At 74.3% G+C, this 20543-nt stretch carries 14 protein-coding genes and 1 pseudogene; 12 read left to right on the forward strand and 3 right to left on the reverse strand.

Translation table 11 applies throughout. The annotated features are described in order from the left end of the window. The coding region (locus tag ACSNOD_RS14025) for a DUF4937 domain-containing protein (protein ID WP_436767232.1) at window positions 1-491 on the forward strand (491 nt) is incomplete at its 5' end. 58 nt (window positions 492-549) lie between these two features. Here the strand turns inward: ACSNOD_RS14025 and ACSNOD_RS14030 are convergent. Then, window positions 550-1197 (reverse strand): TetR/AcrR family transcriptional regulator, encoded by a 648-nt coding sequence (locus tag ACSNOD_RS14030; RefSeq protein WP_436767233.1) that lies wholly within the window; start codon window positions 1195-1197, stop codon window positions 550-552. A 99-nt stretch (window positions 1198-1296) separates the two neighbouring features. Here ACSNOD_RS14030 and abc-f point away from each other — a divergent pair, with 99 nt between their 5' ends. The 4 genes from abc-f to ACSNOD_RS14050 all read left to right on the forward strand — a co-directional run bounded on the left by abc-f (window position 1297) and on the right by ACSNOD_RS14050 (window position 5643). After that, the gene (gene abc-f / locus ACSNOD_RS14035) at window positions 1297-2907 is read left to right on the forward strand and encodes a ribosomal protection-like ABC-F family protein (protein WP_436767245.1); all 1611 of its coding nucleotides are present in this window, start codon (window positions 1297-1299) and stop codon (window positions 2905-2907) included. 68 nt (window positions 2908-2975) lie between these two features. Continuing rightward, on the forward strand, window positions 2976-3899 hold the full coding sequence (locus ACSNOD_RS14040) for an ADP-ribosylglycohydrolase family protein (RefSeq protein WP_436767234.1): 924 nt from the start codon (window positions 2976-2978) through the stop codon (window positions 3897-3899). Window positions 3900-4250: 351 nt separating this feature from the next. Next, complete coding sequence (locus tag ACSNOD_RS14045; protein ID WP_436767235.1) at window positions 4251-4952, forward strand: ribonuclease HII; 702 nt, start codon at window positions 4251-4253, stop codon at window positions 4950-4952. 73 nt (window positions 4953-5025) lie between these two features. Then, entirely contained in the window at window positions 5026-5643 is a 618-nt protein-coding gene (locus ACSNOD_RS14050) for a hypothetical protein (protein ID WP_436767236.1), read from the forward strand. Window positions 5644-5754: 111 nt separating this feature from the next. Here ACSNOD_RS14050 and ACSNOD_RS14055 read toward each other — a convergent pair whose 3' ends face one another. Continuing rightward, entirely contained in the window at window positions 5755-6393 is a 639-nt protein-coding gene (locus ACSNOD_RS14055; RefSeq protein WP_436767237.1) for a hypothetical protein, read from the reverse strand. A 266-nt stretch (window positions 6394-6659) separates the two neighbouring features. After that, the gene (locus tag ACSNOD_RS14060; protein WP_436767238.1) at window positions 6660-8822 is read right to left on the reverse strand and encodes a RecQ family ATP-dependent DNA helicase; all 2163 of its coding nucleotides are present in this window, start codon (window positions 8820-8822) and stop codon (window positions 6660-6662) included. A 132-nt stretch (window positions 8823-8954) separates the two neighbouring features. On the opposite strand from ACSNOD_RS14060, the gene ACSNOD_RS14065 reads away from it, so the two are divergent. The 7 genes and pseudogenes from ACSNOD_RS14065 to ACSNOD_RS14095 all read left to right on the forward strand — a co-directional run. Beyond that, window positions 8955-10334, forward strand: a complete 1380-nt coding sequence (locus ACSNOD_RS14065; RefSeq protein ID WP_436767239.1) for a DUF4192 domain-containing protein — start codon at window positions 8955-8957, stop codon at window positions 10332-10334. 431 nt (window positions 10335-10765) lie between these two features. After that, a complete protein-coding gene (locus tag ACSNOD_RS14070; protein WP_436767240.1) occupies window positions 10766-12775 on the forward strand; it encodes a glycogen debranching N-terminal domain-containing protein in 2010 nt (669 codons plus the stop codon). Between the two features lie 59 nt (window positions 12776-12834). Beyond that, window positions 12835-13599: an NUDIX hydrolase gene (locus ACSNOD_RS14075; RefSeq protein ID WP_436767241.1), complete on the forward strand. Its 765-nt coding sequence runs from the start codon at window positions 12835-12837 to the stop codon at window positions 13597-13599. Window positions 13600-13846: 247 nt separating this feature from the next. Further along, a complete protein-coding gene (locus ACSNOD_RS14080) occupies window positions 13847-15973 on the forward strand; it encodes an ATP-binding cassette domain-containing protein (protein WP_436767242.1) in 2127 nt (708 codons plus the stop codon). A gap of 303 nt (window positions 15974-16276) precedes the next feature. Then, a complete protein-coding gene (locus tag ACSNOD_RS14085; RefSeq protein WP_436767243.1) occupies window positions 16277-17164 on the forward strand; it encodes a FadR/GntR family transcriptional regulator in 888 nt (295 codons plus the stop codon). 477 nt (window positions 17165-17641) lie between these two features. Next, window positions 17642-19204 (forward strand): RNA polymerase sigma factor, encoded by a 1563-nt coding sequence (locus tag ACSNOD_RS14090; protein ID WP_436767244.1) that lies wholly within the window; start codon window positions 17642-17644, stop codon window positions 19202-19204. A 291-nt stretch (window positions 19205-19495) separates the two neighbouring features. Further along, window positions 19496-20308 (forward strand): annotated as a pseudogene (locus tag ACSNOD_RS14095) (S1 family peptidase); the annotation flags it as partial. Between the last annotated feature and the right edge of the window lie 235 nt (window positions 20309-20543).

Genomic DNA, 20543 nt, shown 5'->3' on the forward strand with positions numbered 1-20543 from the left:
GGAGCAGGGGGCGGGAGGGTGTGGCGCACCTCTTCGCGTTCTGGGAGAGCCGGTCGTTCTACGACTCCTTCATGGCGCGTTCCCACCAGCGCCTGGCGGCCGGGCAGGCGGGGACCTTCCACTCGGCCCAGGCCCGGCTGTTCGAGTACCGCTTCGATGTGAAGGTCGGGTTCGAGCCGACCTTCGCGGACGCGGACGTGGCGCGCGTGGCCCACTGCCGCGTTCACGACGACCGGGTGGATCACTTCATAGCCATGCAGGAGAAGGTCTGGAACCCGGCGATGGCCGGCTCGCCGGGCATGGTGCGCGGGGTGTTCGGGGAGGCGCCGGACCGGGAGTTCCTGGTGCTCTCCCTGTGGAACTCCGCGGGCGAGCACGGCAAGTACCGCGCCGAGCGCGTCGAACGGCTGGCGCTGCGGGCGCGGATCGAGGCGGATGTGGCGGCGCTCGCGGGGGACGTCGTCGATCTTGAGCCCTCCTGGACGGTGTGACGGTTCGCGCCCGCTCCAGGCGATGCGGTCCTCGGGGCCGCACGGCCCTCGCGTTCGGTCAGGGGGCGACGAACGCGCCGGCGGCGACGGCCGCCGCCGTGGCCCGTGCCGCCTGGTCGGCCACGGCCTCGTCGGCGGGCTCGTGGGTGATGAACAGCCGGAAGAACAGCGGCGCCGAGACCGCCCGTACGACCGCCCCCGCGTCCGTACCCTCCGGTGCCTCCTCGCGCCGTACGGCCCGTTCGACGATCGCCTCGCAGCGGGTGAACCGCTCGCCGTAGAAGGACTTCAGGGCGTCCGCGGCCCGCTCCGACTGGACGCCGGCCGCGATGAAGGCGGACGGCGCCGCGGCGGCCGCCGGATCGGTGAAGGTCGCGAGGGTCTCCCGGGCCAGGGCCCGCAGATCGCCGAGGAGCGAACCGGTGTCGGGCGGGGTCCAGCTGTCCTCGCCGGCGAGCTCGAGCGCGTCGGCGACCAGTCCCTCGACCCCGCCCCACCGGCGGTAGAGCGTGGTCTTGTGGACGCCGGAGTGCTCGGCGACGTACTCGACGGTCAGGCCCGGATAGCCGTGCTCGGCGAGCCCGGCCAGGACGGCGTCGCGTACGGCCGCACGGGTGCGGGCGGTTCGGCCGCCGGGGCGCGCGGTGCCGGGGCGGGCCGCGCCGGGGGGCGGGGTGGCGGGCGGAGGGGTGCTTCCGGAAGTCAATTGCAACTCCTGTTGCGTTAGGGCGGGCGCGTGTGCCACCATCATCGTAATGCAACTTCCGTTGCATTTGTGTGAGTGAACGAGAAATCGGGGGTGGCCGTGCCTACTCAGATCGCTCTGCGCGGCGTTGCCAAGTCCTATGGCGACCGCTCGCTGCTGGACGACGCGTCCCTCACGGTCCGCCCCGGCGAGCGGGTCGGCATCGTGGGGGAGAACGGCGCGGGCAAGTCGACCGTGCTGCGCATCCTCGCCGGCGTCGAGTCGCCCGACGACGGAGAGGTCGTCGTCACGGCCGAGGGAGGCGTCGGCCATCTCGGCCAGACCCCCGCGCTCGCCCCGGAGGAGACGGTCCGGGACGCCGTCGACGCCGCGCTCGCCGACCTCCGTGCCCTGGAGGGCCGCCTGCGCGAACTGGAACCGGCGCTCGCCACCGCGGACGCCGGCCGGCTGGCCGAGTACGGTGACGTGCTGACCGCGTTCGAACTGCGCGGTGGGTACGAGGCGGACGCCCGGGTGGAGAAGGCACTGCACGCGCTGGGGCTGGCCCGCATCGGCCCCGAGCGCCGGCTCGGCAGCCTCTCCGGGGGCGAACAGGCCCGGCTCGGCCTGGCGTGTCTGATCGCCGCCGCCCCCGAGGTCATGCTGCTCGACGAGCCGACCAACCACCTGGACGCGCCGGCCCTCGAATGGCTGGAGACGGCCCTGCGGGCGCACCGCGGCACGGTGGTCGCCGTCTCGCACGACCGGGTCTTTCTGGAACGGGTGGCGACGGCGATCGTGGAGGTCGACGCCGAACGCCGGACGCTCGTCCGCTACGGCGGCGGGTTCGGCGGCTTCGTCGAGGAGAAGGCGGCGGCCCGCAAGCGCTGGGAACAGCGCTACGAGCGCTGGTGCCAGGAGATGGCGGACCTCACCGCGTACGCCGCCACCACCGCCCACCGGGCCGCGCCGGGCCGGGCGATGAAGGACAACAACAAACTCGCCTACGACCGCGCCAAGGGCCGGGTCCAGTCCTCCATAGCCACCCGGGTGCGCAACGCCCAGGAGCGGCTGCGCCGACTGCGCGAGGCCCCCGTGCCCCGCCCGCCCGAGCCCCTGCGGTTCACCGCGCGACCGCAGGCCACGGACGCCAGCGGCGAGCTGGTCGTGCTGGAGGGCGTGCGGGTCGGGGGCCGGCTGGCCGTGGACCGGCTCGCCGTCGCCGCGGGGGAGCGGCTGCTGATCCATGGCCCGAACGGCGCCGGCAAGACCACCGTGCTGCGCCTGATGGAGGGTGCCGTGGAACCGGACAGCGGCAGGGTGCTGCGCCGGGGGAGCATCGGACACCTCGCGCAGGAGGAGACGGTGGTCCGTCCGCGGGAGAGCGTGCTCGCGGCCTTCGGTCGGGGGCTGGCCGGCACCGAGGAGGAGCTCGCCGACCGGCTGCTGTCGTACGGCCTGTTCAGAAGCCGGGACCTGACCGTGCCCGTGGGTGCCCTCTCCGTGGGGCAGCGGCGCCGGCTGGCTCTCGCCCGGCTGCTCGCCCGCCCCGCCGATCTGCTGCTGCTCGACGAGCCCACCAACCACCTCGCGCTCGATCTGGTGGAGGAGGTCGAACAGGCCCTCGACGAGTGGCCGGGCGCCCTGGTGGTGGTCTCGCACGACCGCCTGCTGCGGAAGCGCTTCACCGGTCGCCGATGCGAGATGCGCGACGGGCGTCTCATCGGGTGACGAATGCCCTCCGCCGGGCGCCGAACGGCTCCCGGCGAGGGCGCCGCGACCCGCTAGAGTGCACACCGATGACCGCTGATCCGACACTCCTTCGACGCTGTGCCCGACCCCTCGCCAGCCTGCGCGGGCTGGCGGTGGGAGACGCCCTGGGCTCCCAGTTCTTCGTGCCGGCGAACTATGCCGCGCTCAAGCGGCGGGAGCTGCCCCCCGGCGACTGGCAGTGGACGGACGACACCGAGATGGCGTGCTCGGTGCTGCGCGTGCTGATCGAACACGGCCGGGTGGACCAGGACGCGCTGGCCACCTCCTTCGCCGAGCACCATGACTTCGACCGCGGCTACGGCCCGGCGGTCAATCGCATGCTGCGGCTGATCAGGGAGGGAGGCGACTGGCGGGAGCTGTCCGCCGCCCTCTTCAACGGCCAGGGCTCGTGGGGCAACGGCGCTGCCATGCGCATCGCTCCGCTGGGCGCCTGGTACGCCGGCGACCCGGAGCAGGCCACACATCAGGCGGAGATCTCCTCCTACACCACGCACCAGCACCGGGAGGCGGTCGCCGGGACGATGGCGGTGGCGGCCGCCGCCGCGGTGGTCGCCGACCCGGCCGGCCACGGTGGCCCGGAGAAGCTGCTGGACGCGGTGATCGCGCTGGTGCCGCGCAGCGCCGTGCAGGCGGGGCTGCGCCGGGCGCGGGACATGCTCGACTACGCCGACGCGAGCACGGTGGCGGCCGTTCTCGGCTCGGGCCGGCGCACCAGCGCCCATGACACCGTGCCATTCACCCTGTGGGCCGCCGCCCGGCACCTGGGGAACTTCGAGAACGCGTTCTGGACCACCGCGCAGGTGGGTGGGGACGTGGACACCACCTGTGCGATCGTCGGCGGCATCGTCGCGGCGGCGGAGGGTGGGGAGCCACCGGCCCCCTGGCTGGAGCGCACGGAGCCGCTGCCCGAGTGGCTCCCCTCGCTCGCACGCCAGTCGAATTCCGGTTGATCATTCGCCACTGCGATCCATGGGTGCTCTCCGAGGTGGGGGTGGTCAGGGTTGTGTGGTCTGGGGTGGCCCGGGGGATGGGGTATTCGCCCGATGGGCAGGGCACCTGACTTCGTGGACGGCGCGCGGAGTTGGAGTGTCCGGACGCTACGGTTCCGGAGGTGGCCGGCGTGCCTGTCCGGCTCAGGTGGAGCTTCGGACGCGTGGTTTGCAGCGGGCTTGCGCCTGTGAATCAGGGTTCGATCGTGGATTCCGCTTCGGTGCTGTGTCGAGAGAGATGGCGGCTGGCGGGCACATGAGTCGACTCCCGCCTGTCATCGCCGATGGCGGGCGGCGTACCCTGGCTGCGCCATGCCCTACGAACCGCCCACTCACAGCGTCGAGCGCTCACTGCGCGCCACCACCGGCGCGAAGATCGTCGCAGGTGTCGACGAGGTCGGCCGCGGCGCCTGGGCGGGTCCGGTCACCGTCTGCGCCGCGATCACCGGACTGCGCCGCCCTCCCGAGGGCCTCACCGACTCCAAGCTCCTGACCCCCAGACGCCGTACGGAACTGGCGACGGACCTGGAGAAGTGGGTCACCGCGCACGCGCTCGGCCACGCGTCACCCGAGGAGATCGACGACCTCGGCATGACGGCCGCCCTGCGGCTGGCCGCCGTGCGGGCGCTGGAGGCGCTGCCGGTCCGGCCCGACGCGGTGATCCTGGACGGCAAGCACAACTACCTGGGCGCACCCTGGACGGTCCGTACCGTCATCAAGGGCGACCAGTCGTGTGTGGCGGTCGCCGCGGCCTCGGTGATCGCCAAGGTCCGGCGGGACGCCATGATGGCCGAACTCGGCCTGGCCCACGCGGACTTCTGCTTCGAGGCCAACGCGGGGTATCCCTCCCCGGTGCATCGGGCGGCGCTCGAGGCACTGGGGCCGACGCCCCACCACCGGGTCTCCTGGGCCTATATGGACGCGCTGCCCCGCTGGCAGCACCTCAAAAAGGCGCGGGTCGGCGTGCCGGCCACGGCCGCCGAAATTGGGGGGCAACTCGGCTTCGACTTCTGACAGAGTCCCTGCCGCGGGCAGTACCCCCCACCCGCCGATGCGGACCGCACCGGCGTTTGATAGACATCAGCTCATGCCTCTCATCCCCGAGGAGCCTCAGATTCACGAGAGTGTCCCGGGTCCCCGCGCGACGCCGGCCGCAGGCCGCACCGCGCCGACCCCTCGTCCTGTTCCCGGCCCCGGCCCCCGCCCTGCCGCACCGTCGCGGCCCGGCAAGCCCGGCCCCCCGCGCGGTCCCGTCGCCACACCGCCGCAGCGCGGCCCGCGGGACTCCGCGAAGACCGCCGCCCCGGCGGACACGGCCCCGCAGCTCCAGCTGATCCCCGCCTCGGCGGAGGGCGCGCTGGACGCCGCCGACGAAGCAGTCGACCTGCTGCTGGACTCCGGCCGCGCGCCCAGCGACATCCTGGTGGTGACCACCGGCGAGCCGCACCCCTGGGCCGCGCACGAGCTGTCCTTCGGTGAGGCGTCGTACTGGGCTCAGCACGACGCCCGTGAGGACGTCTTCTACGTCGCCGCCGACGCGGTCGGCCGCGCGGCCGCACGGCCGGTCGTGGTGGTCGCCGTCAACGGTGGCGCGGACGACGCCGCGGCCCGGGCGCTGCCCACCGCCATGACGCGGGCCGGCGTCCTGCTGGTCATCTGCGGCGACCCGCAGCGCATCAACGCCGCGCTGGGCGCCGGCGTCTGAGGCCGATGCCGGGCCGGTGGCACCGGCCGCCCCCTCAACGGGCGGTCGGCGCCCAAGCGCCCGGCCCGGCCCGGTGGGTCCGCCACCGACATTGACGTCGACGCTTCGACGTCAGCGGGCCGCCGTGCGGAGCTGGGCCTCCGGTGCCCCGCCCGCCGAACGCGACGGCCAGGAGTCACCGCCGTCCAGGATCTCGCCCTCGGCGCCCAGTCGAGGAGCCCTGGAGTGGGAGTTCGGGCGCCGCCCGCCCCGGCCCTCGCCCAGCACCTGCCAGCCACCGCGCGTCAGCGTGATGTACGCGCCGCAGCGCAGCCCGTGCAGGGTGCAGGCGTCCCGCAGCCCCCACATCCACGCGCCGTCCTCCTCCGTCCACCGGGCGTCTCCCTCCCGGCAGTACAGCAGGACGGCGGTGCGAACCGGCGAGCGCCGCCGCAGGTCGTGCGGAATGATCCGGCGCAACTGGTCCAATAGCGCGTTGCGGCACTCCCAGCCGTCGGCCGCCCCGGCGCGCCGGGTGAAGGACGCGCTGGCCGTCACCCGCTCCTCGGGGTCGAGCACGGCCACGACCGCGGTCGAGGGGGTCGGCACATGACGGGCGTGGAGCCCGATGACCACCTCGCGCGGGTTGCGCAGCAGGGGGATGCCGGCCGCCGCCCACTCGGCCGGCTCCAACAGCCGCGCCAGCCGGGAAGCGGAGTCGGCGGACGAGGGCAACAAGGCTTCCCGAGATGGAGCGAAGCCAAGGGTCATGGTCCTCCCTTCGTCTGCGTCGCCCGCGGAGGGGCAGGAGGCGTGCACGGGAGCGCACCACGCACAGCTCTCCCGTGTCCGAGTCCGGGTGGGTGCGGGAAGCAGCTCCAATTCTTGCCGCCCCTACTGGCAGGCGGCAATGAGCACTTGACACCGGCCGACCGGTATCGACCGGTGCGCCTTCTATATTCCTGCCCCTCTCGAGGACGGGTGACGCGACTTCGCCCCCTCCCGTGGCGACCCATCCGGCACTCCGGCCCTGCCCGTCACCCCTGGACGGCCAGCACCAGCGGAAACACCCCCTTCGCCCCCGCCTTCCGCAACAGCCGGGCGGCCACCGCGAGCGTCCACCCGGTGTCGGCCAGATCGTCCACGAGCAGCACCGGACCGTTGGCCTCCGACAGGGCGCGGGCCAGCTCGGGGGGCACGGTGAGCGCACCGTGCAGCGCCCGCAGCCGCTGCGCGCTGTTGGTGCGCGGCACCCGGGTGTCCGCGCCCTCCGCGTACGACAGCCCGCCCAGCAGAGGCATCCGGCCGATCGAGGCGATCCGCTCGGCGAGCGAGTGGATCAGCTGGGGGCGGGTGTGCGAGGCCACCGTCACGACACCGACCGGCCGCGGCGGTGCGTCGGGCGCCCCGGAGGCCCAGCCCCCCGGCCCCCTGGCCCAGTCGGCGAGCACGGTGACGACGGCGTTCGCCACATCGTCCGGCACGGGGGCGTCCGGGCTCTGCGGGGCGAGGAGCGGACGCAGCCGGTTGCCCCAGCCGATGTCGGAGAGCCGGCCCAGGGCGCGTCCCGGCTCGGCCTGTTCCCCCGGGGCGATCCTGCCCTTGAGGTCGACGCCCACCGCGGCGAGGCCGGTGGGCCACATGCGCCGCGGCTCGATCTCCACCCCGGGGCGGCCCAGCTCGCCGCGGGCGGCCTCCAGCGCCGCGGCGGACACCTCCGCCGTGAACCGGGCGCCCGCGCAGTTGTCGCACCGCCCGCAGGGAGCCGCGGCGTCGTCGTCCAACTGCCGCCGCAGATACTCCATGCGGCAGCCGGTCGTGGTGGCGTACTCCCGCATGGCCTGCTGCTCGGCCTCCCGCTGGCGCGCCACCCAGGCGTAGCGCTCGGCGTCGTACGCCCACGGCCGGCCGGTCGCCGTCCAGCCGCCGCGCACCCGGCGCACGGCGCCGTCCACGTCCAGCACCTTGAGCATGGTCTCCAGCCGCGAGCGCCGCAGATCCACCTGGGGTTCGAGCGCGGGCAGGGAGAGGGGGCGATCGGCGTGGGCGAGCACATCGAGGGTTCGGCGGACCTGCTCCTCGGAGGGGAAGGCCAGGGAGGCGAAGTACCGCCAGATCGCCTCGTCCTCCTGACCCGGCAGCAGCAGCACCTCGGCGTGCTCGACCCCTCGGCCGGCCCGGCCGACCTGCTGGTAGTAGGCGATGGGGGAGGACGGAGAGCCCAGGTGCACCACGAAGCCCAGATCGGGCTTGTCGAACCCCATGCCGAGGGCGGAGGTGGCGACGAGGGCCTTGACCCGGTTGGCGAGCAGATCCGCCTCCGCGGCGCGGCGGTCGGCGTCCTCGGTCTTGCCGGAGTAGGAGGCGACGGTGTGGCCGCACTGCCGGAGGAAGGCGGTCACCTCTTCCGCGGCGGCCACCGTGAGGGTGTAGATGATCCCGGAACCCGGGAGTTCATGGAGGTGGTCGGCGAGCCAGGCCAGGCGGTGGGCGGCGTCCGGAAGCCGCAGAACGCCCAGGCTCAGGCTCTCCCGGTCCAGCGGCCCTCGCAGCACCAGGGTCTCGGCGGCCCCGTCGCCGGTGCCCAACTGGTCGGCGACATCGGAGGTGACCCGCGCGTTGGCCGTCGCGGTGGTGGCGAGCACGGGGACCCCGGGCGGCAGTTCCGTCAGCATGGTGCGCAGCCGACGGTAGTCCGGGCGGAAGTCATGGCCCCAGTCGGAGATGCAGTGGGCCTCGTCGACCACCAGCAGGCCCGTGGTCGCGGCCAGCTTGGGCAGCACCTGGTCGCGGAAGTCGGGGTTGTTGAGCCGCTCGGGGCTCACCAACAGCACGTCCACCTCCCCGGCGGCCACCTCCGCCTGAATGGCGTCCCACTCCTCCGGGTTGGAGGAGTTGATCGTGCGCGCCTGGATGCCCGCGCGCTCGGCGGCCTCCACCTGGTTGCGCATGAGGGCCAGCAGGGGGGAGACGATGACGGTCGGGCCACTGCCCCGGGAGCGCAGCAGGGCCGTGGCGACGAAGTACACCGCCGACTTGCCCCAGCCGGTGCGCTGCACGACCAGCGCCCGGCGCCGGTCGGCGACCAGCGCTTCGATCGCACGCCACTGGTCCTCCCGCAGGCGGGCGGTTCCGTCGGGGGCGCCGACGAGGCGGGAGAGGACGGCGTCCGCGGCTGATCGAAGGTCTTCGTTGCTCATGCCCCCATGCAACCCGATGGCACCGACAGCGCGCGAACGCGCTGTCCACAGGGCCGGTAATTAATACGATCATCGGTTCAGGAGTTATCCACAGGGCTACCGGTCCCGGGCCGGGCGCGGGACCGTCGGGGCATGAGCAAGCACATCGACTCCCCCCAGCCGCCCGCCGAGGGCCAGGTCACCCTCCGCACGCCCGCCGAGCTCGCCGACGCCCTCCCCTTCCTGATGGGGTTCCATCCGACCGACAGCGTGGTCATGGTCGCCGTGCACGGCGACCGCGGACGCTTCGGAGGCCGACTGCGCCTCGGCATTCCGCCCGTGCGGGAGGAATGGCCCGACGTGGCCGATCAACTCGCCGAATGCCTCATCACCGGCAGCGAGAAGCGCGCGACCCGGCCCGACGGCGTCATCGTCTTCCTCTGCCAGGACCCGGAGGGCGCCGAGACCGGCCGGGAGGTGATGGAGCGGCTCCGGCCGCTGGCCCAGCGGCTGCGGACGGCATGCGGCGCGCGCGACGTCCCGGTGCTGGAGGCGCTGTGCATCTCGGACGGCCGCTACTGGTCCTACTGCTGCCCGGACCAGCGCTGCTGCCCCCGCGAAGGCGCGCCCCTGGCGCTACCCGGGACCTCCGTGATGGCGGCGGCCGCCGCCTACGCGGGCATCCAGGTGCGCGGTTCCCTGCGTGAGATGGAGGCCCGGTTCGCGCCGCTGACCGGCCCCCGCGCCCGAGCCCAGGAAGAAGCGCTCGACGCGGCCGCCGTCGAACTCGTGCCGCGCATCCTGGGCGGCGTGGACACCGAGACCGTGCGCGGGGAGACCATGGCCCTGGCCGAGCGGCTGCTGAAGCGATTCGAGCAAGCCCCCGCGCCGGACGGGCGAGGAGTCCACGCGGCCGACGCACGGGACGACGGCCTCCTGGAACCGCACGAGGCCGCCACCCTCCTCCTCGGCCTCCAGGACCGCATGGCCCGGGACCGCGCCGCCGAGTGGATGGAGGGCCCGGAGGCCGAGCCGGCGCTGAGGCTGTGGCGCGCCCTCGCCCGGCGGTGCGTGGGTGCCTATGTCGATCACGCCGCGCCCCCACTCACCCTGGCCGGGTGGGTGTCGTGGTCCCTGGGCGACGGGCCCACGGCCCGGGTGGCCCTTGCCCTCGCCCTGCGCCGCGACCCCGACTATCTGTTCGCCAAGCTCCTCCACCAGGCGGCGAACGACGGCATGGACCCCGAGATGTTGCGGCACTGCCTGCGCCAGGAACGGGCCGACCGCTCGGCCGCGTCGAACGCCCCGTGCGACACCGAGGTGCCGGGACCGAGCACCGCACCGGAGGCGAGCGGCCGAGCGGACCGCGCCGACAGGCGGGCGCGGACGGCGCGGCGGGACGCCCGAGGCGCGGTCGTCTCACCGCCCACGCCCGGGGCGCCGCGCAGCCGTACTCGCCCCGGCACCGGCCCCGCCGCCCGCCGTCGGGTCCCCCGCGGCTCCGGCCGCCGAGGAGCGCGCAACTGCCGATAGGACCCGCCACGGCGGCCAGCCGCTTCCGTGCCACCGCCCGCCGCGGGGCCACGCGGAGTCGCCCGCACTCCGGAGTGCGCCGGGCGCGCCTGCGGCGCGGGACCGCTGCCCCGGTCCCTTCCCCCGAGGGGATACGAACGGGGTACGACGGGCCGGCGGCGGGCTGCGACGGCTCTCCCGGCGGCGTACGGCGGCCCGCCCGCTGGAGGACGACCGGTCCTCCCGGCATTCCGTTCCTCCCCCCGGCGGGTCCCGCCCCGGCTCCCGGCGGGTTACGGCCCGGCTCGCCGGGTGGTCGCACCGCCCGGCCGGTGCGGCGGCGACCCGGTCGGACGATCCCAGCGTGACCAGGACAGGTGCGCAGCCGTTCACCTGTGTGGCGTAACTCGTAGTGAAAGCCGCGATGTGAGGGAGCGCAGAGAGTGCAAGGCATGGTTTCCACCACCCAGCCGAGCAACCGCCCGGCCCCGCCCTCGCGGGCGCCGGGGGCTCGGGCCCCCGACCCCCAGCCGGTGCACGCGGCCCTCATCTGCGTCGCCGCGCCCGCCATGGCGGCCTCGCCCGACCATGGCCAGCTGTCCGGCCAGGGCCTGGATGGCTTCTACCGCTCGGGGCGGCGCGTGCTGTCGCGCTGCCGGCTGCGGGTCGCGGGAGCCGAGCCACTGCCGGTCCAGGGCAGGCTCCTGGGCGCGGACCGGGCGCGCTTCGTCAGCACCGTCCGCACCCCGGCGGACGCCGGGCCGGACCCGACGGTCATGGTCGAACGCGTTCGCCACGCCGGCGGTACGGAACGGATCACCCTGCGCAGCGCCGCCACCCGCCCGCTCCGCCTCCCGGTGGAGCTGGCCCTGGGCACCGACCTCGCCGAACTCGGGGCCGTCGCCGCGGGCCGGTCGGGCGGAGAGCTGACCGCCAGCGTGCACGACGGAGGAATGCGCTGGTCGGCGGCGGGTGCCCAGACGATCGTGACCACGGAGCCGGCGCCTGACGACACCTTGGCCTCGGCGGGGCTGCTCCGCTGGGACGTGGAGCTCGCGCCGGGCGACTCCCACACCATCGAGGTGCACATCCGGCTGGATCACCCCGGCTCCGCACCGGCGACGGCGGCGGCGCCCGGCACCTTCACGGACACGCGGGCGAGCTGCGACGACACCCGGGCCGAGGAGTTGTTCCGCACCAGCCTGGACGACCTCGACGCCCTGCGCCTGCGTGATCCCGTCGTCCCCACGGATGTTCACCTGGCCGCCGGAGTGCCCTGGCGCTGCGGACTCGCCCCGGCCGAGGCCCTGTGGGCGGCCCGGATGACCCTTCCCCTGGGCACCCGCCTGGCGGCCGGCACCCTGCGCACTCTCGCCCGCGCCCAGCACACCGGCCCCGGGGCCGACGGCGGCCGCCTGCCCGGAGCACTGCGCCACGCCGGACCGCATCTGCCCCCCGGCTGCACCGGCGTGGAAGCCACACTGCTGTTCCCCACCGTCCTCGCCGAGGCCCGCCGATGGGGCCTGCCGGATCAGGAGGTCGAGCCCCTGCTGCCCGCCATGGAGCGGTGTCTGCGGTGGTTGCGCGGCGCCGCGCGGGACGGCGGATACGTGCCCGACCCCGCACCCGGCGGGCCGCACCGCTGCGAGACCCAGGCCCATGCCCATCGCGCCGCCCTGCTCGGCGCCGAACTGCTGGCGGCGTTCGGCCGGCCGGGCGCCGAGGAGTGGCGGGACTGGGCGGCCGACCTGCGCGCCCGGTTCCGTGCCGACTTCTGGCTCGACGACCGCGGCGGCGGCCGCCCGGCGGCGGCACGGACGGCCGACGGCCGACCGGTTCCCCACCTGGGCTGCGCGGCCGCCCATCTGCTCGACACCGGGCTCGCCGCCGGTGGCGACGCCGCCGAGGGCCTGCTCGACAAGGTGCAGACGGAACAGCTGGCGCGGCTGCTCGGGGGTCCCGCGCTGGACTCCGGGTGGGGCCTGCGCAGCCTCGGGGTCAAGGAGGCGGGACACAACCCCTTCGGGCATCGGGGCGGCGCCGTACGGGTCCATGAGACGGCCGTGGCCGTCGCGGGTTTGGCCACCGCCGGATACGAGAAGGAGGCCAGCGCCCTGTTGCGCGGCACGCTGGACGCCGCCGAGGCGTTCGGCCACCGACTGCCGGAGATGTACGCGGGCGAGCAGCGCACGGCGGGGAGCGCGCCGTTGCCGCACCCGGCGGCCTGCCGCCCGGCCGCGGTGGCGGCGGCCGCGGCCGTCCAGTTGCTCGTCGGCCTGGTCGGGGTCCGGCCGGATGTGCCGGCCGGGACCGTCGCGGTGCGACCGGTGCGCAGCGCGCCACTGGGCGCGTTGCAGTTCACCGGTTTGCGAGTGGCGGAGCAGCCGTTCTCCGTGCGGGTGAGCAGACTGGGCATGGGCATGGTCGAGGAGGCGGCCGATGGACTTCAGCTGGGGGTGTGATGGTGGAAGCGGACGTTCAAGGTCCTGTTTATCGTCAGGAAGACGACTATGATCGCGGCATGTCGCCCTACGATCCGTCGGCCTTTCCTCCCTTCGCCGTCACTGTCGACCTGGTGGTGCTCACCGTGCGGCAGCACGCCCTGTGCGCTCTGGTGGTGCGCCGGGGCGAGCAGCCCTTCCAGGGGCGATGGGCGCTGCCCGGCGGCTTCGTCCGCGCCGACGAGGACCTCTCGGCCGCCGCCGCGCGGGAACTGGCCGAAGAGACCGGGCTGCTGGCCCACGACCCGGCGGACGGGGCCGCGGTGAAGGGGGCCCACCTCGAGCAGCTCGCCACCTATGGCGACCCCAAGCGCGATCCGCGGATGCGCGTGGTCAGCGTCGCCCATCTCGCCCTCGCGCCCGACCTGCCGGCTCCCCGGGCCGGTGGCGACGCCCACAGCGCCCGCTGGGCGCCGGTCGAGGCGCTCCTCGGCCAGGAGGAAGCGTTCGCGCGCGACGGCGAACAGGCCGCACCCCTGGCCTTCGACCACGCCAAGATCCTGGCGGACGGCGTGGAGCGCGCCCGGTCGAAGATCGAGTACTCCTCGCTGGCGACCGCCTTCTGCCCCCAGGAGTTCACGGTGGGGGAGCTGCGGCGGGTCTACGAGGCGGTGTGGGGCGTCGCGCTCGACCCGCGCAACTTCCACCGCAAGGTGACCGGCACCCCCGGCTTCCTGGTGCCGACCGGTGGCACGACCACGCGGCAGGGCGGGCGCCCGGCCCAGCTCTTCCGGGCCGGCGGTGCGACGCTGCTCAATCCGCCCATGCTCCGCCCCGAGGTGTGAGAGCCTCCGGGGCCGTACGCCGGAGCGCGGAGGGCGCGTGAGGTGCGAGAGCGCGCCTGAGGTGCGACACGGCGCGTGAAGGCCGGGGGAGCGCGCGGCGCCGGCGGGCGGCGGCGGGGGGACACGGTGCGCGCCGCCGGGCTGCGATCCCAGGAAAGTAGGACATATCAGGTTACGGTGCTCTGGCATGTTCCCCGGCGGATTCCGCGACCGCCGCTGAACCGTCTCACGCCCCGCGAGGGAAGCGATGATCCAGGCCATCGGGCTGACCAGCATGTCCCGCCGCAACCGCCCGCCCGCTGTGGACGACCTCACGTTCGAGGCGTGCCCGGGCCGGGTCACCGTGCTCCTGGGCGGTGCCGGCGCGGGCAAGACGTCCGCCCTCCGGCTCATCCTCCGGCTGGACGCCGGCCGGGGCGTGGCGCTCTTCCGGGGGCGACCCCTGCACCGCGTTCCCCACCCCAGCCGTGAGATCGGCGTCCTGCTGGGCGATGTGCCGGGCCACCCGGCCCGTACCGGGCGCGGGCACCTGCGCATGCTCGCCGCCGCTGCCGGCGTGCCGTCCTCCCGCGCCGACGAGCTGCTGGACGCCGTGGGGCTCGGCGGGCTCGCCGACCAGCGCCTCGCGACGTACTCGCTCGGCATGGACCGCAGGCTCGGGCTCGCCACCGCTCTGCTCGGCGATCCGCACACCCTCGTCCTCGACGAGCCGGCCAAAGGGCTCTCGGCGCGGGAAGTGGCCTGGGTCCACGAGGTGCTGCGCGACCAGGCGGCCCGAGGCCGTACGGTGCTGGTCACCTCGAGCGATCTCCGGGAGACGGCGCGGATCGCCGACCGCGTGGTCGTCCTGGACGCCGGCCGGCTCGTCGCCGACCAGGATGCCGCCGACTTCGCCCGGGGGCGGCTGCGGCCCCGGGTGGTGGTGCGCACGCCGCACGCGGCCCGGCTCGCCGCCCTCCTCACCGCCGGCCGACCGGACCCCGCCGCGCCCGCGGTCCCCGGCGGCGGCACCGACAAGAGCCCCGGCGACCGCGCCGGGGCCGAGCGAGCCGACGGCGGCGCCATCGAGGTCGAGCACGAGGGCGGCAGCCGGATCGCGGTGTACGGCAGCACCTGTGCGGCGGTGGGGGAGATCGCGTACCGCCACGGCATCGTCGTCCACCAGCTCGCCGACGAGCGCGGCGACACCGGCGCCGTGGTCCCGCTGCGCCGGGCCGACGGCCGCGATCCGGCCGCGCCCTCCGAGGCGCCCCCCACGGCGTCCCGCACGCCCTGGGGCCGACTGGCCCGTACCGAGGCGCCCGCGCGGCCGGCCCCCCACGGCCGCGACCACCGCCCGGGCTCCTCGCCGGACAGCCCCACCGACACCTCTCCCGCCCCATCGGTCACCGATCGCGCCTCGGAAACGGCGCGCAGCGCGAACCGGCCGGCCGGCCCGAGGCCTGCCGTGACCGCGGCCCGTCGCCCCCGGCTCGCCCCACCGAGCCCCGTCTGGCCACTCCGGTACGAGCTGCGCCGCGCGCTCGGCGTGCCGACGACCTGGGTGATCGCGGTCATCGCCGTCGCGGCCTCCGCCCTCACCGCCGTCGTGGCCGCCCGCACCGGCACCACCTCGCCCGCGCGGCTGCTGGCCGGCTGGCCGGAACTCCTCCCCCTGCCCCCGGCCGCGCTGGGCGCCGGCCTGCTCGGCGCGCTCGCGTTCGGCCAGGAGTACCGGTACCCGGCGCTCGCCCACGCGCACGGCCGTCCACCCCGCCGGCTGGGCCTGCTCGCCGCCAAACTCGCCGTGGCCACCGCCGCCGCGCTGTTGCTCGCCCTGTTCCCGCTCGCCCTCAACGACACCGTCCTGGGGGCGCTCGCGGACGGCGGCGCGCTCCCCACCGCGCCGGAGCGCGGTCACGGGGTCGGCGAGGGGACCGGCGGCGGGGCCGGTGCCGGCGGCGGGATCAGTGCCAGTGCCAGTGCCGCCGCCGGTGCCGGGATCGGCGACGGCGGGTCGATGCCGCTGCCCGACGACTGGCCGCTGCGAGCGGTGGCGTGGGCCGGCCTCGTGACCGGCTGCGCCTGGGCCGGCGTGCTGGCCGCGGCGCTGGGCCGGTCCACGGCGATGGGAATGGCGGCGGTGCTCGCCGTGCCGGTGGTGGTGCTCCCCGCGGTCCAGCGGCTGGCCGCCGACCCCGCCGCGCGTGCCCTGCTGGCGCTGCCCGCGCGACTGCGCGAGCTGCCCTGGCCGGGCCGGCCCACCGGCGTCGACCGAGGCGCGTCGATGGCGCTGCGCCTGGCCTCCCAGCCCGTCGGGCAGGCCCTGGCGCTCTCGCTCGCGCTCCTTCTCACGGCCTACCTGCTCATGGCCCTCCGCGGCCGGCCCCGCTGAGATGACGCCCCGAGCACCCGGCGTCGCCCGCGCCCTGCACCCACCACGCAGCCTCCACGCAGCACCAAGAAAAAGCCCCGCGACCTGCGGCTTCACCGACCGCACCGCCCCGGTGGCAGCCGCGCGGCCCCTTCCGGGCGGCATGCAGGGCGCGCCCGCATCGTCCTCAGTCGACGCCCCTCTACAGGGAAAGCCCTTTTGCTTCCGATTAGGCGTCAATTATGAGGTAATGGGCGATCACCCTTTCGTGTGCTTTTCACCAAAGACCTCAAGGGTGCCGGGAGGGTCGCCGACAAAGGATGCGTGAGTACCCTTGCGCACACCATGATGACCGCGGCTCGCCCCGTCGACTCCGGCCTCGCCGGGTCGGGCGAGCTTGACCGCTACCCCTACGCCGAGGCCCCCGGGGCCGAGCGCGCAGGTGCCCCCTCCTGGGAGGGCGGCGACGGGGAGATGGGCCGAGTGGGCCGTCGCGCGGCCGGCAGCCGCGGCCGCGGCCTGCACGGCCAACTCGTCCAGCAGCTCGGCCAGATGATCGTCTCCGGCGATCTGGGAGCCGACCGCCCGCTCGTCCCCGAGGAGATCGGCCAGAGGTTCGAGGTCTCCCGCACCGTCGTCCGGGAGTCGCTCCGCGTCCTGGAGGCCAAAGGGCTGGTCAGCGCCCGGCCCAACGTCGGCACCCGCGTCCGTCCGGTCAGCGACTGGAACCTGCTGGACCCGGACATCATCGAGTGGCGGGCGTTCGGCCCACAGCGCGACGACCAGCGCCGCGAGCTCTGGGAGCTCCGCTGGACCATCGAACCCCTGGCGGCCCGGCTCGCGGCCGACCACGGCCGCGAGGACGTCCAGCAGCGGCTCGCCGACATGGTCGAGATCATGGGCCACGCCCTGGGCCAGTCCGACACCCTCACGTTCTCCCGCGCCGACGCCGAGTTCCACGCCCTGCTGCTCCAGCTCGCCGGCAACCGCATGCTCGAGCACCTGTCGGGCATCGTCTCGGCGGCCCTCCAGGTCTCCGGCGGCCCCTCCATCGGCTGCGACCGCCCCCACGAGGCCGCCATCGGCCACCACGCGCGCATCGTCGAGGCGCTGGCCGCCGGAGACGGCGCCGCCGCCGAGTCGGCCATGCGGCAACTGCTCACTGTCCACCCCGAGGTCGAGCACGTGGTGCCCGCTCCCCGCGAGCACTGAACCGTACGGATTCGTCCGCGCCGCGCGAGCGTCGATCCGTACGACTCGCATCACCCGATCGATGTCGTCCTTGAGGCCCGCGCGGCGCGAGCACTGATCTGAACCGCTGGAATGTGTACGGGAGGGGAGCGGAAGGCGTACGGCAGGCGACGAGAGGCCGAAGAAACGGGGACGACCCGGCGCCGGGTCACCGCGGGGAGAGACATTCGGGGCGCGAACGGGGCACTATGCCCCATTGCACGCTGTTTCGGGTGGTTACGGGATGTGACTCGGGCCACGCGGATTGGCCGTAACACTCTCCGATGAAGCGCGATGACCTAAGAGGTGACAGCCGCTGGGGGAATACAGACGCCATGAGCGATGCTGTATTGCTCTGCGGTACCGCCTGCGCCGTCGGTCCATCCTGCCGACGGTCGTCGGCTCCGGTCCACTATGGGCGGGGCCGGAAGCCGTTTCCATCGTTCCGAGAGGTTGTTCGTGTCGGCCAGCACATCCCGTACGCTCCCGCCGGAGATCGCCGAATCCGAGTCTGTCATGGCGCTCATCGAGCGGGGAAAGGCTGATGGGCAGATCGCCGGCGATGACGTGCGTCGGGCCTTCGAGGCTGACCAGATTCCGCCAACCCAGTGGAAGAACGTTCTGCGCAGCCTCAACCAGATCCTCGACGAGGAGGGTGTGACGCTGATGGTCAGTGCCGCAGAGGCGCCCAAGCGCACCCGCAGGAGCGTCGCAGCGAAGAGCCCGGCGAAGCGCACCGCCACCAAGGCCGTCACCACCAAGACGGTCGCGGCCAAGAAGGCCGCCCCCGCCGTCGAGTCCGCCTCGGCGGCCGACGCGGACGGCACGGCCGACGAGGCCTCGGCGGCGCCCGCCAAGAAGACCGCGGCCAAGAAGGTCGCGGCCAAGAAGACGGTCGCGAAGAAGACCGCCGCCAAGAAGACCGTGGCCAAGAAGACCGCCGGCAAGAAGGACGCCGACGAACTGCTCGAGGGCGAGGAGCTGCTCGACGAGGCGGCCGTGGCGCCGGGCAAGCCCGGTGTCGAGGGCGCCGAGGGCCCGGAGAACGAGGGCTTCGTCCTGTCCGACGAGGACGAGGACGACGCTCCGGCGCAGCAGGTCGCCGCCGCCGGCGCGACCGCCGACCCGGTCAAGGACTACCTCAAGCAGATCGGCAAGGTCCCCCTCCTCAACGCCGAGCAGGAGGTCGAGCTCGCCAAGCGCATCGAGGCCGGCCTGTTCGCCGAGGACAAGCTCGCCAACGCCGACAAGCTCGCCCCCAAGCTCAAGCGCGAGCTCGAGATCATCGCCGAGGACGGCCGCCGCGCCAAGAACCACCTCCTGGAGGCCAACCTCCGTCTCGTGGTCTCCCTGGCCAAGCGCTACACCGGGCGCGGCATGCTCTTCCTGGACCTGATCCAGGAGGGCAACCTCGGCCTCATCCGCGCGGTCGAGAAGTTCGACTACACCAAGGGCTACAAGTTCTCGACGTACGCGACCTGGTGGATTCGCCAGGCGATCACGCGAGCCATGGCCGACCAGGCGCGCACCATCCGTATCCCGGTGCACATGGTCGAGGTCATCAACAAGCTCGCGCGCGTGCAGCGCCAGATGCTCCAGGACCTGGGCCGCGAGCCCACCCCGGAGGAGCTGGCCAAGGAGCTCGACATGACCCCCGAGAAGGTCATCGAGGTCCAGAAGTACGGCCGGGAGCCCATCTCCCTGCACACCCCGCTGGGCGAGGACGGCGACAGCGAGTTCGGTGATCTCATCGAGGACTCCGAGGCGGTCGTGCCGGCCGACGCCGTCAGCTTCACCCTGCTCCAGGAGCAGCTGCACTCGGTCCTGGACACGCTCAGCGAGCGCGAGGCGGGCGTGGTCTCCATGCGCTTCGGCCTCACCGACGGCCAGCCGAAGACGCTCGACGAGATCGGCAAGGTCTACGGCGTGACGCGTGAGCGCATTCGCCAGATCGAGTCCAAGACCATGTCGAAGCTGCGCCACCCGTCCCGCTCCCAGGTGCTGCGGGACTACCTGGACTAGGAGCGTTCCACCACCGTCCACGCCGCGGGCCCGGAAACCCCTTCCGAGGGGGTTCCGGGCCCGTGGCATGAGCGCATGGCGATACGACGGCCCCTGGTCGCGTGCGGGGGACCGCGTGGCGTCCTGGCGCGCGGAGGCCGCCGCGCGGCGTTCACGGGGCGCTGGGAGGGCGCGGGAGCGGACGGGTGAGCCGTCCCGTGTGACGGTGGTGTTCTCGTGGTGCGAATGGCGCGCGGCGCCCGAATGGCTCACTCTGGGTGTGCGAGTGGCGTCAGCGAGTCAGGAGGCCGAATGCGTCCCATCCCCCGAGCCCTGTTCGGCGTGGCGGCACTGATGTCGATGGCGGTGGTGGTGCCGCTCGCCGCGCCGGTGCCCGCGGCGGCGGACGCGGCCGTCATCGGGGGTGAGCCGGTACGGGTGTCCGAGCGTCCCTGGATGGCGGCGCTGGCGAGCCGTGCCCGCTTCGGTGGCGAGCGCTCCGGGCAGTTCTGCGGGGCGGTGCTGATCGCCGACTCCACCGCGCTCACCGCGGCCCACTGTCTGAGCCGTGAGGTACTGGGGGTCGACCGCCAGCAGGTGCACGATCTGCGGCTGCTGGTGGACCGGGACGATCTGTCGGGGACGGGCGGACAGGAGATCGTCGTGCGGCGGGCCACCGTCAACCCGGCGTACGACGGCGGCACCAACGCGGGTGATGTCGCCGTGCTGACGCTCGAGCGACCGATCGGCGCCGGGCGGACGCTTCCGCTGGCCGCCGACCCGCGGGACAGCCGCTATCTCCCGGGCACCCCGGCGAGCGTCTACGGCTGGGGGGACACCACGGGGCGCGGGGCCTACTCCAAGACGCTGCGCGAGGCACGCGTTCAGGTCTTGGAGGACACCCGCTGTCAGCAGGCGTATCCGGGGACGAAGGACGGGACCTTCCAGCCGCGGACGATGGTGTGCGCCGGGGACCCGCAAGGGGGCAGGGATGCCTGCCAGGGGGACAGCGGCGGGCCGCTGGTGGCCCAGGGGCGGCTGATCGGCCTGGTGTCCTGGGGCAGTGGCTGCGGTCAGGCGGCCAGCCCGGGTGTCTACACCCGGATCTCCGCCGTGGCGGCCTGGGTCACGGCCGCGGCCGCGGCGGACGCCGCCGTGCCGGGGACGGGGTCAGGGCCGGCTCCCGGAGTCGGGACGGCTCCCGTGGCCGGAGCGGCTCCCGTGGTCGGGACGCCTCCCCCGGTCGGGGCGGGACTCGCCCAGGAGGCCGGCGGGGGAGTCGGTTGACGCAGGTGGGGGAGCCGGTGACACGGACGGCCGCCCTGCCGGCGAGGCAGGAGCGGCCGTGGGGGGGGGGGGG

This window comes from Streptomyces sp. URMC 123 (genome assembly GCF_051386515.1).
In the GTDB taxonomy this organism is placed as follows: domain Bacteria; phylum Actinomycetota; class Actinomycetes; order Streptomycetales; family Streptomycetaceae; genus Streptomyces.

Excerpts from the sequence above, each read along its gene's own strand:
- ACSNOD_RS14040 (WP_436767234.1), top strand. The coding sequence starts at position 2,976 with ATGACCGCTGATCCGACACTCCTTCGACGCTGTGCCCGACCCCTCGCC.
- ACSNOD_RS14045 (WP_436767235.1), top strand. The coding sequence starts at position 4,251 with ATGCCCTACGAACCGCCCACTCACAGCGTCGAGCGCTCACTGCGCGCC.
- ACSNOD_RS14050 (WP_436767236.1), top strand. The coding sequence starts at position 5,026 with ATGCCTCTCATCCCCGAGGAGCCTCAGATTCACGAGAGTGTCCCGGGT.
- ACSNOD_RS14055 (WP_436767237.1), bottom strand. The coding sequence starts at position 6,393 with ATGACCCTTGGCTTCGCTCCATCTCGGGAAGCCTTGTTGCCCTCGTCC.
- ACSNOD_RS14060 (WP_436767238.1), bottom strand. The coding sequence starts at position 8,822 with ATGAGCAACGAAGACCTTCGATCAGCCGCGGACGCCGTCCTCTCCCGC.
- ACSNOD_RS14065 (WP_436767239.1), top strand. The coding sequence starts at position 8,955 with ATGAGCAAGCACATCGACTCCCCCCAGCCGCCCGCCGAGGGCCAGGTC.
- ACSNOD_RS14070 (WP_436767240.1), top strand. The coding sequence starts at position 10,766 with ATGGTTTCCACCACCCAGCCGAGCAACCGCCCGGCCCCGCCCTCGCGG.
- ACSNOD_RS14075 (WP_436767241.1), top strand. The coding sequence starts at position 12,835 with ATGTCGCCCTACGATCCGTCGGCCTTTCCTCCCTTCGCCGTCACTGTC.
- ACSNOD_RS14080 (WP_436767242.1), top strand. The coding sequence starts at position 13,847 with ATGATCCAGGCCATCGGGCTGACCAGCATGTCCCGCCGCAACCGCCCG.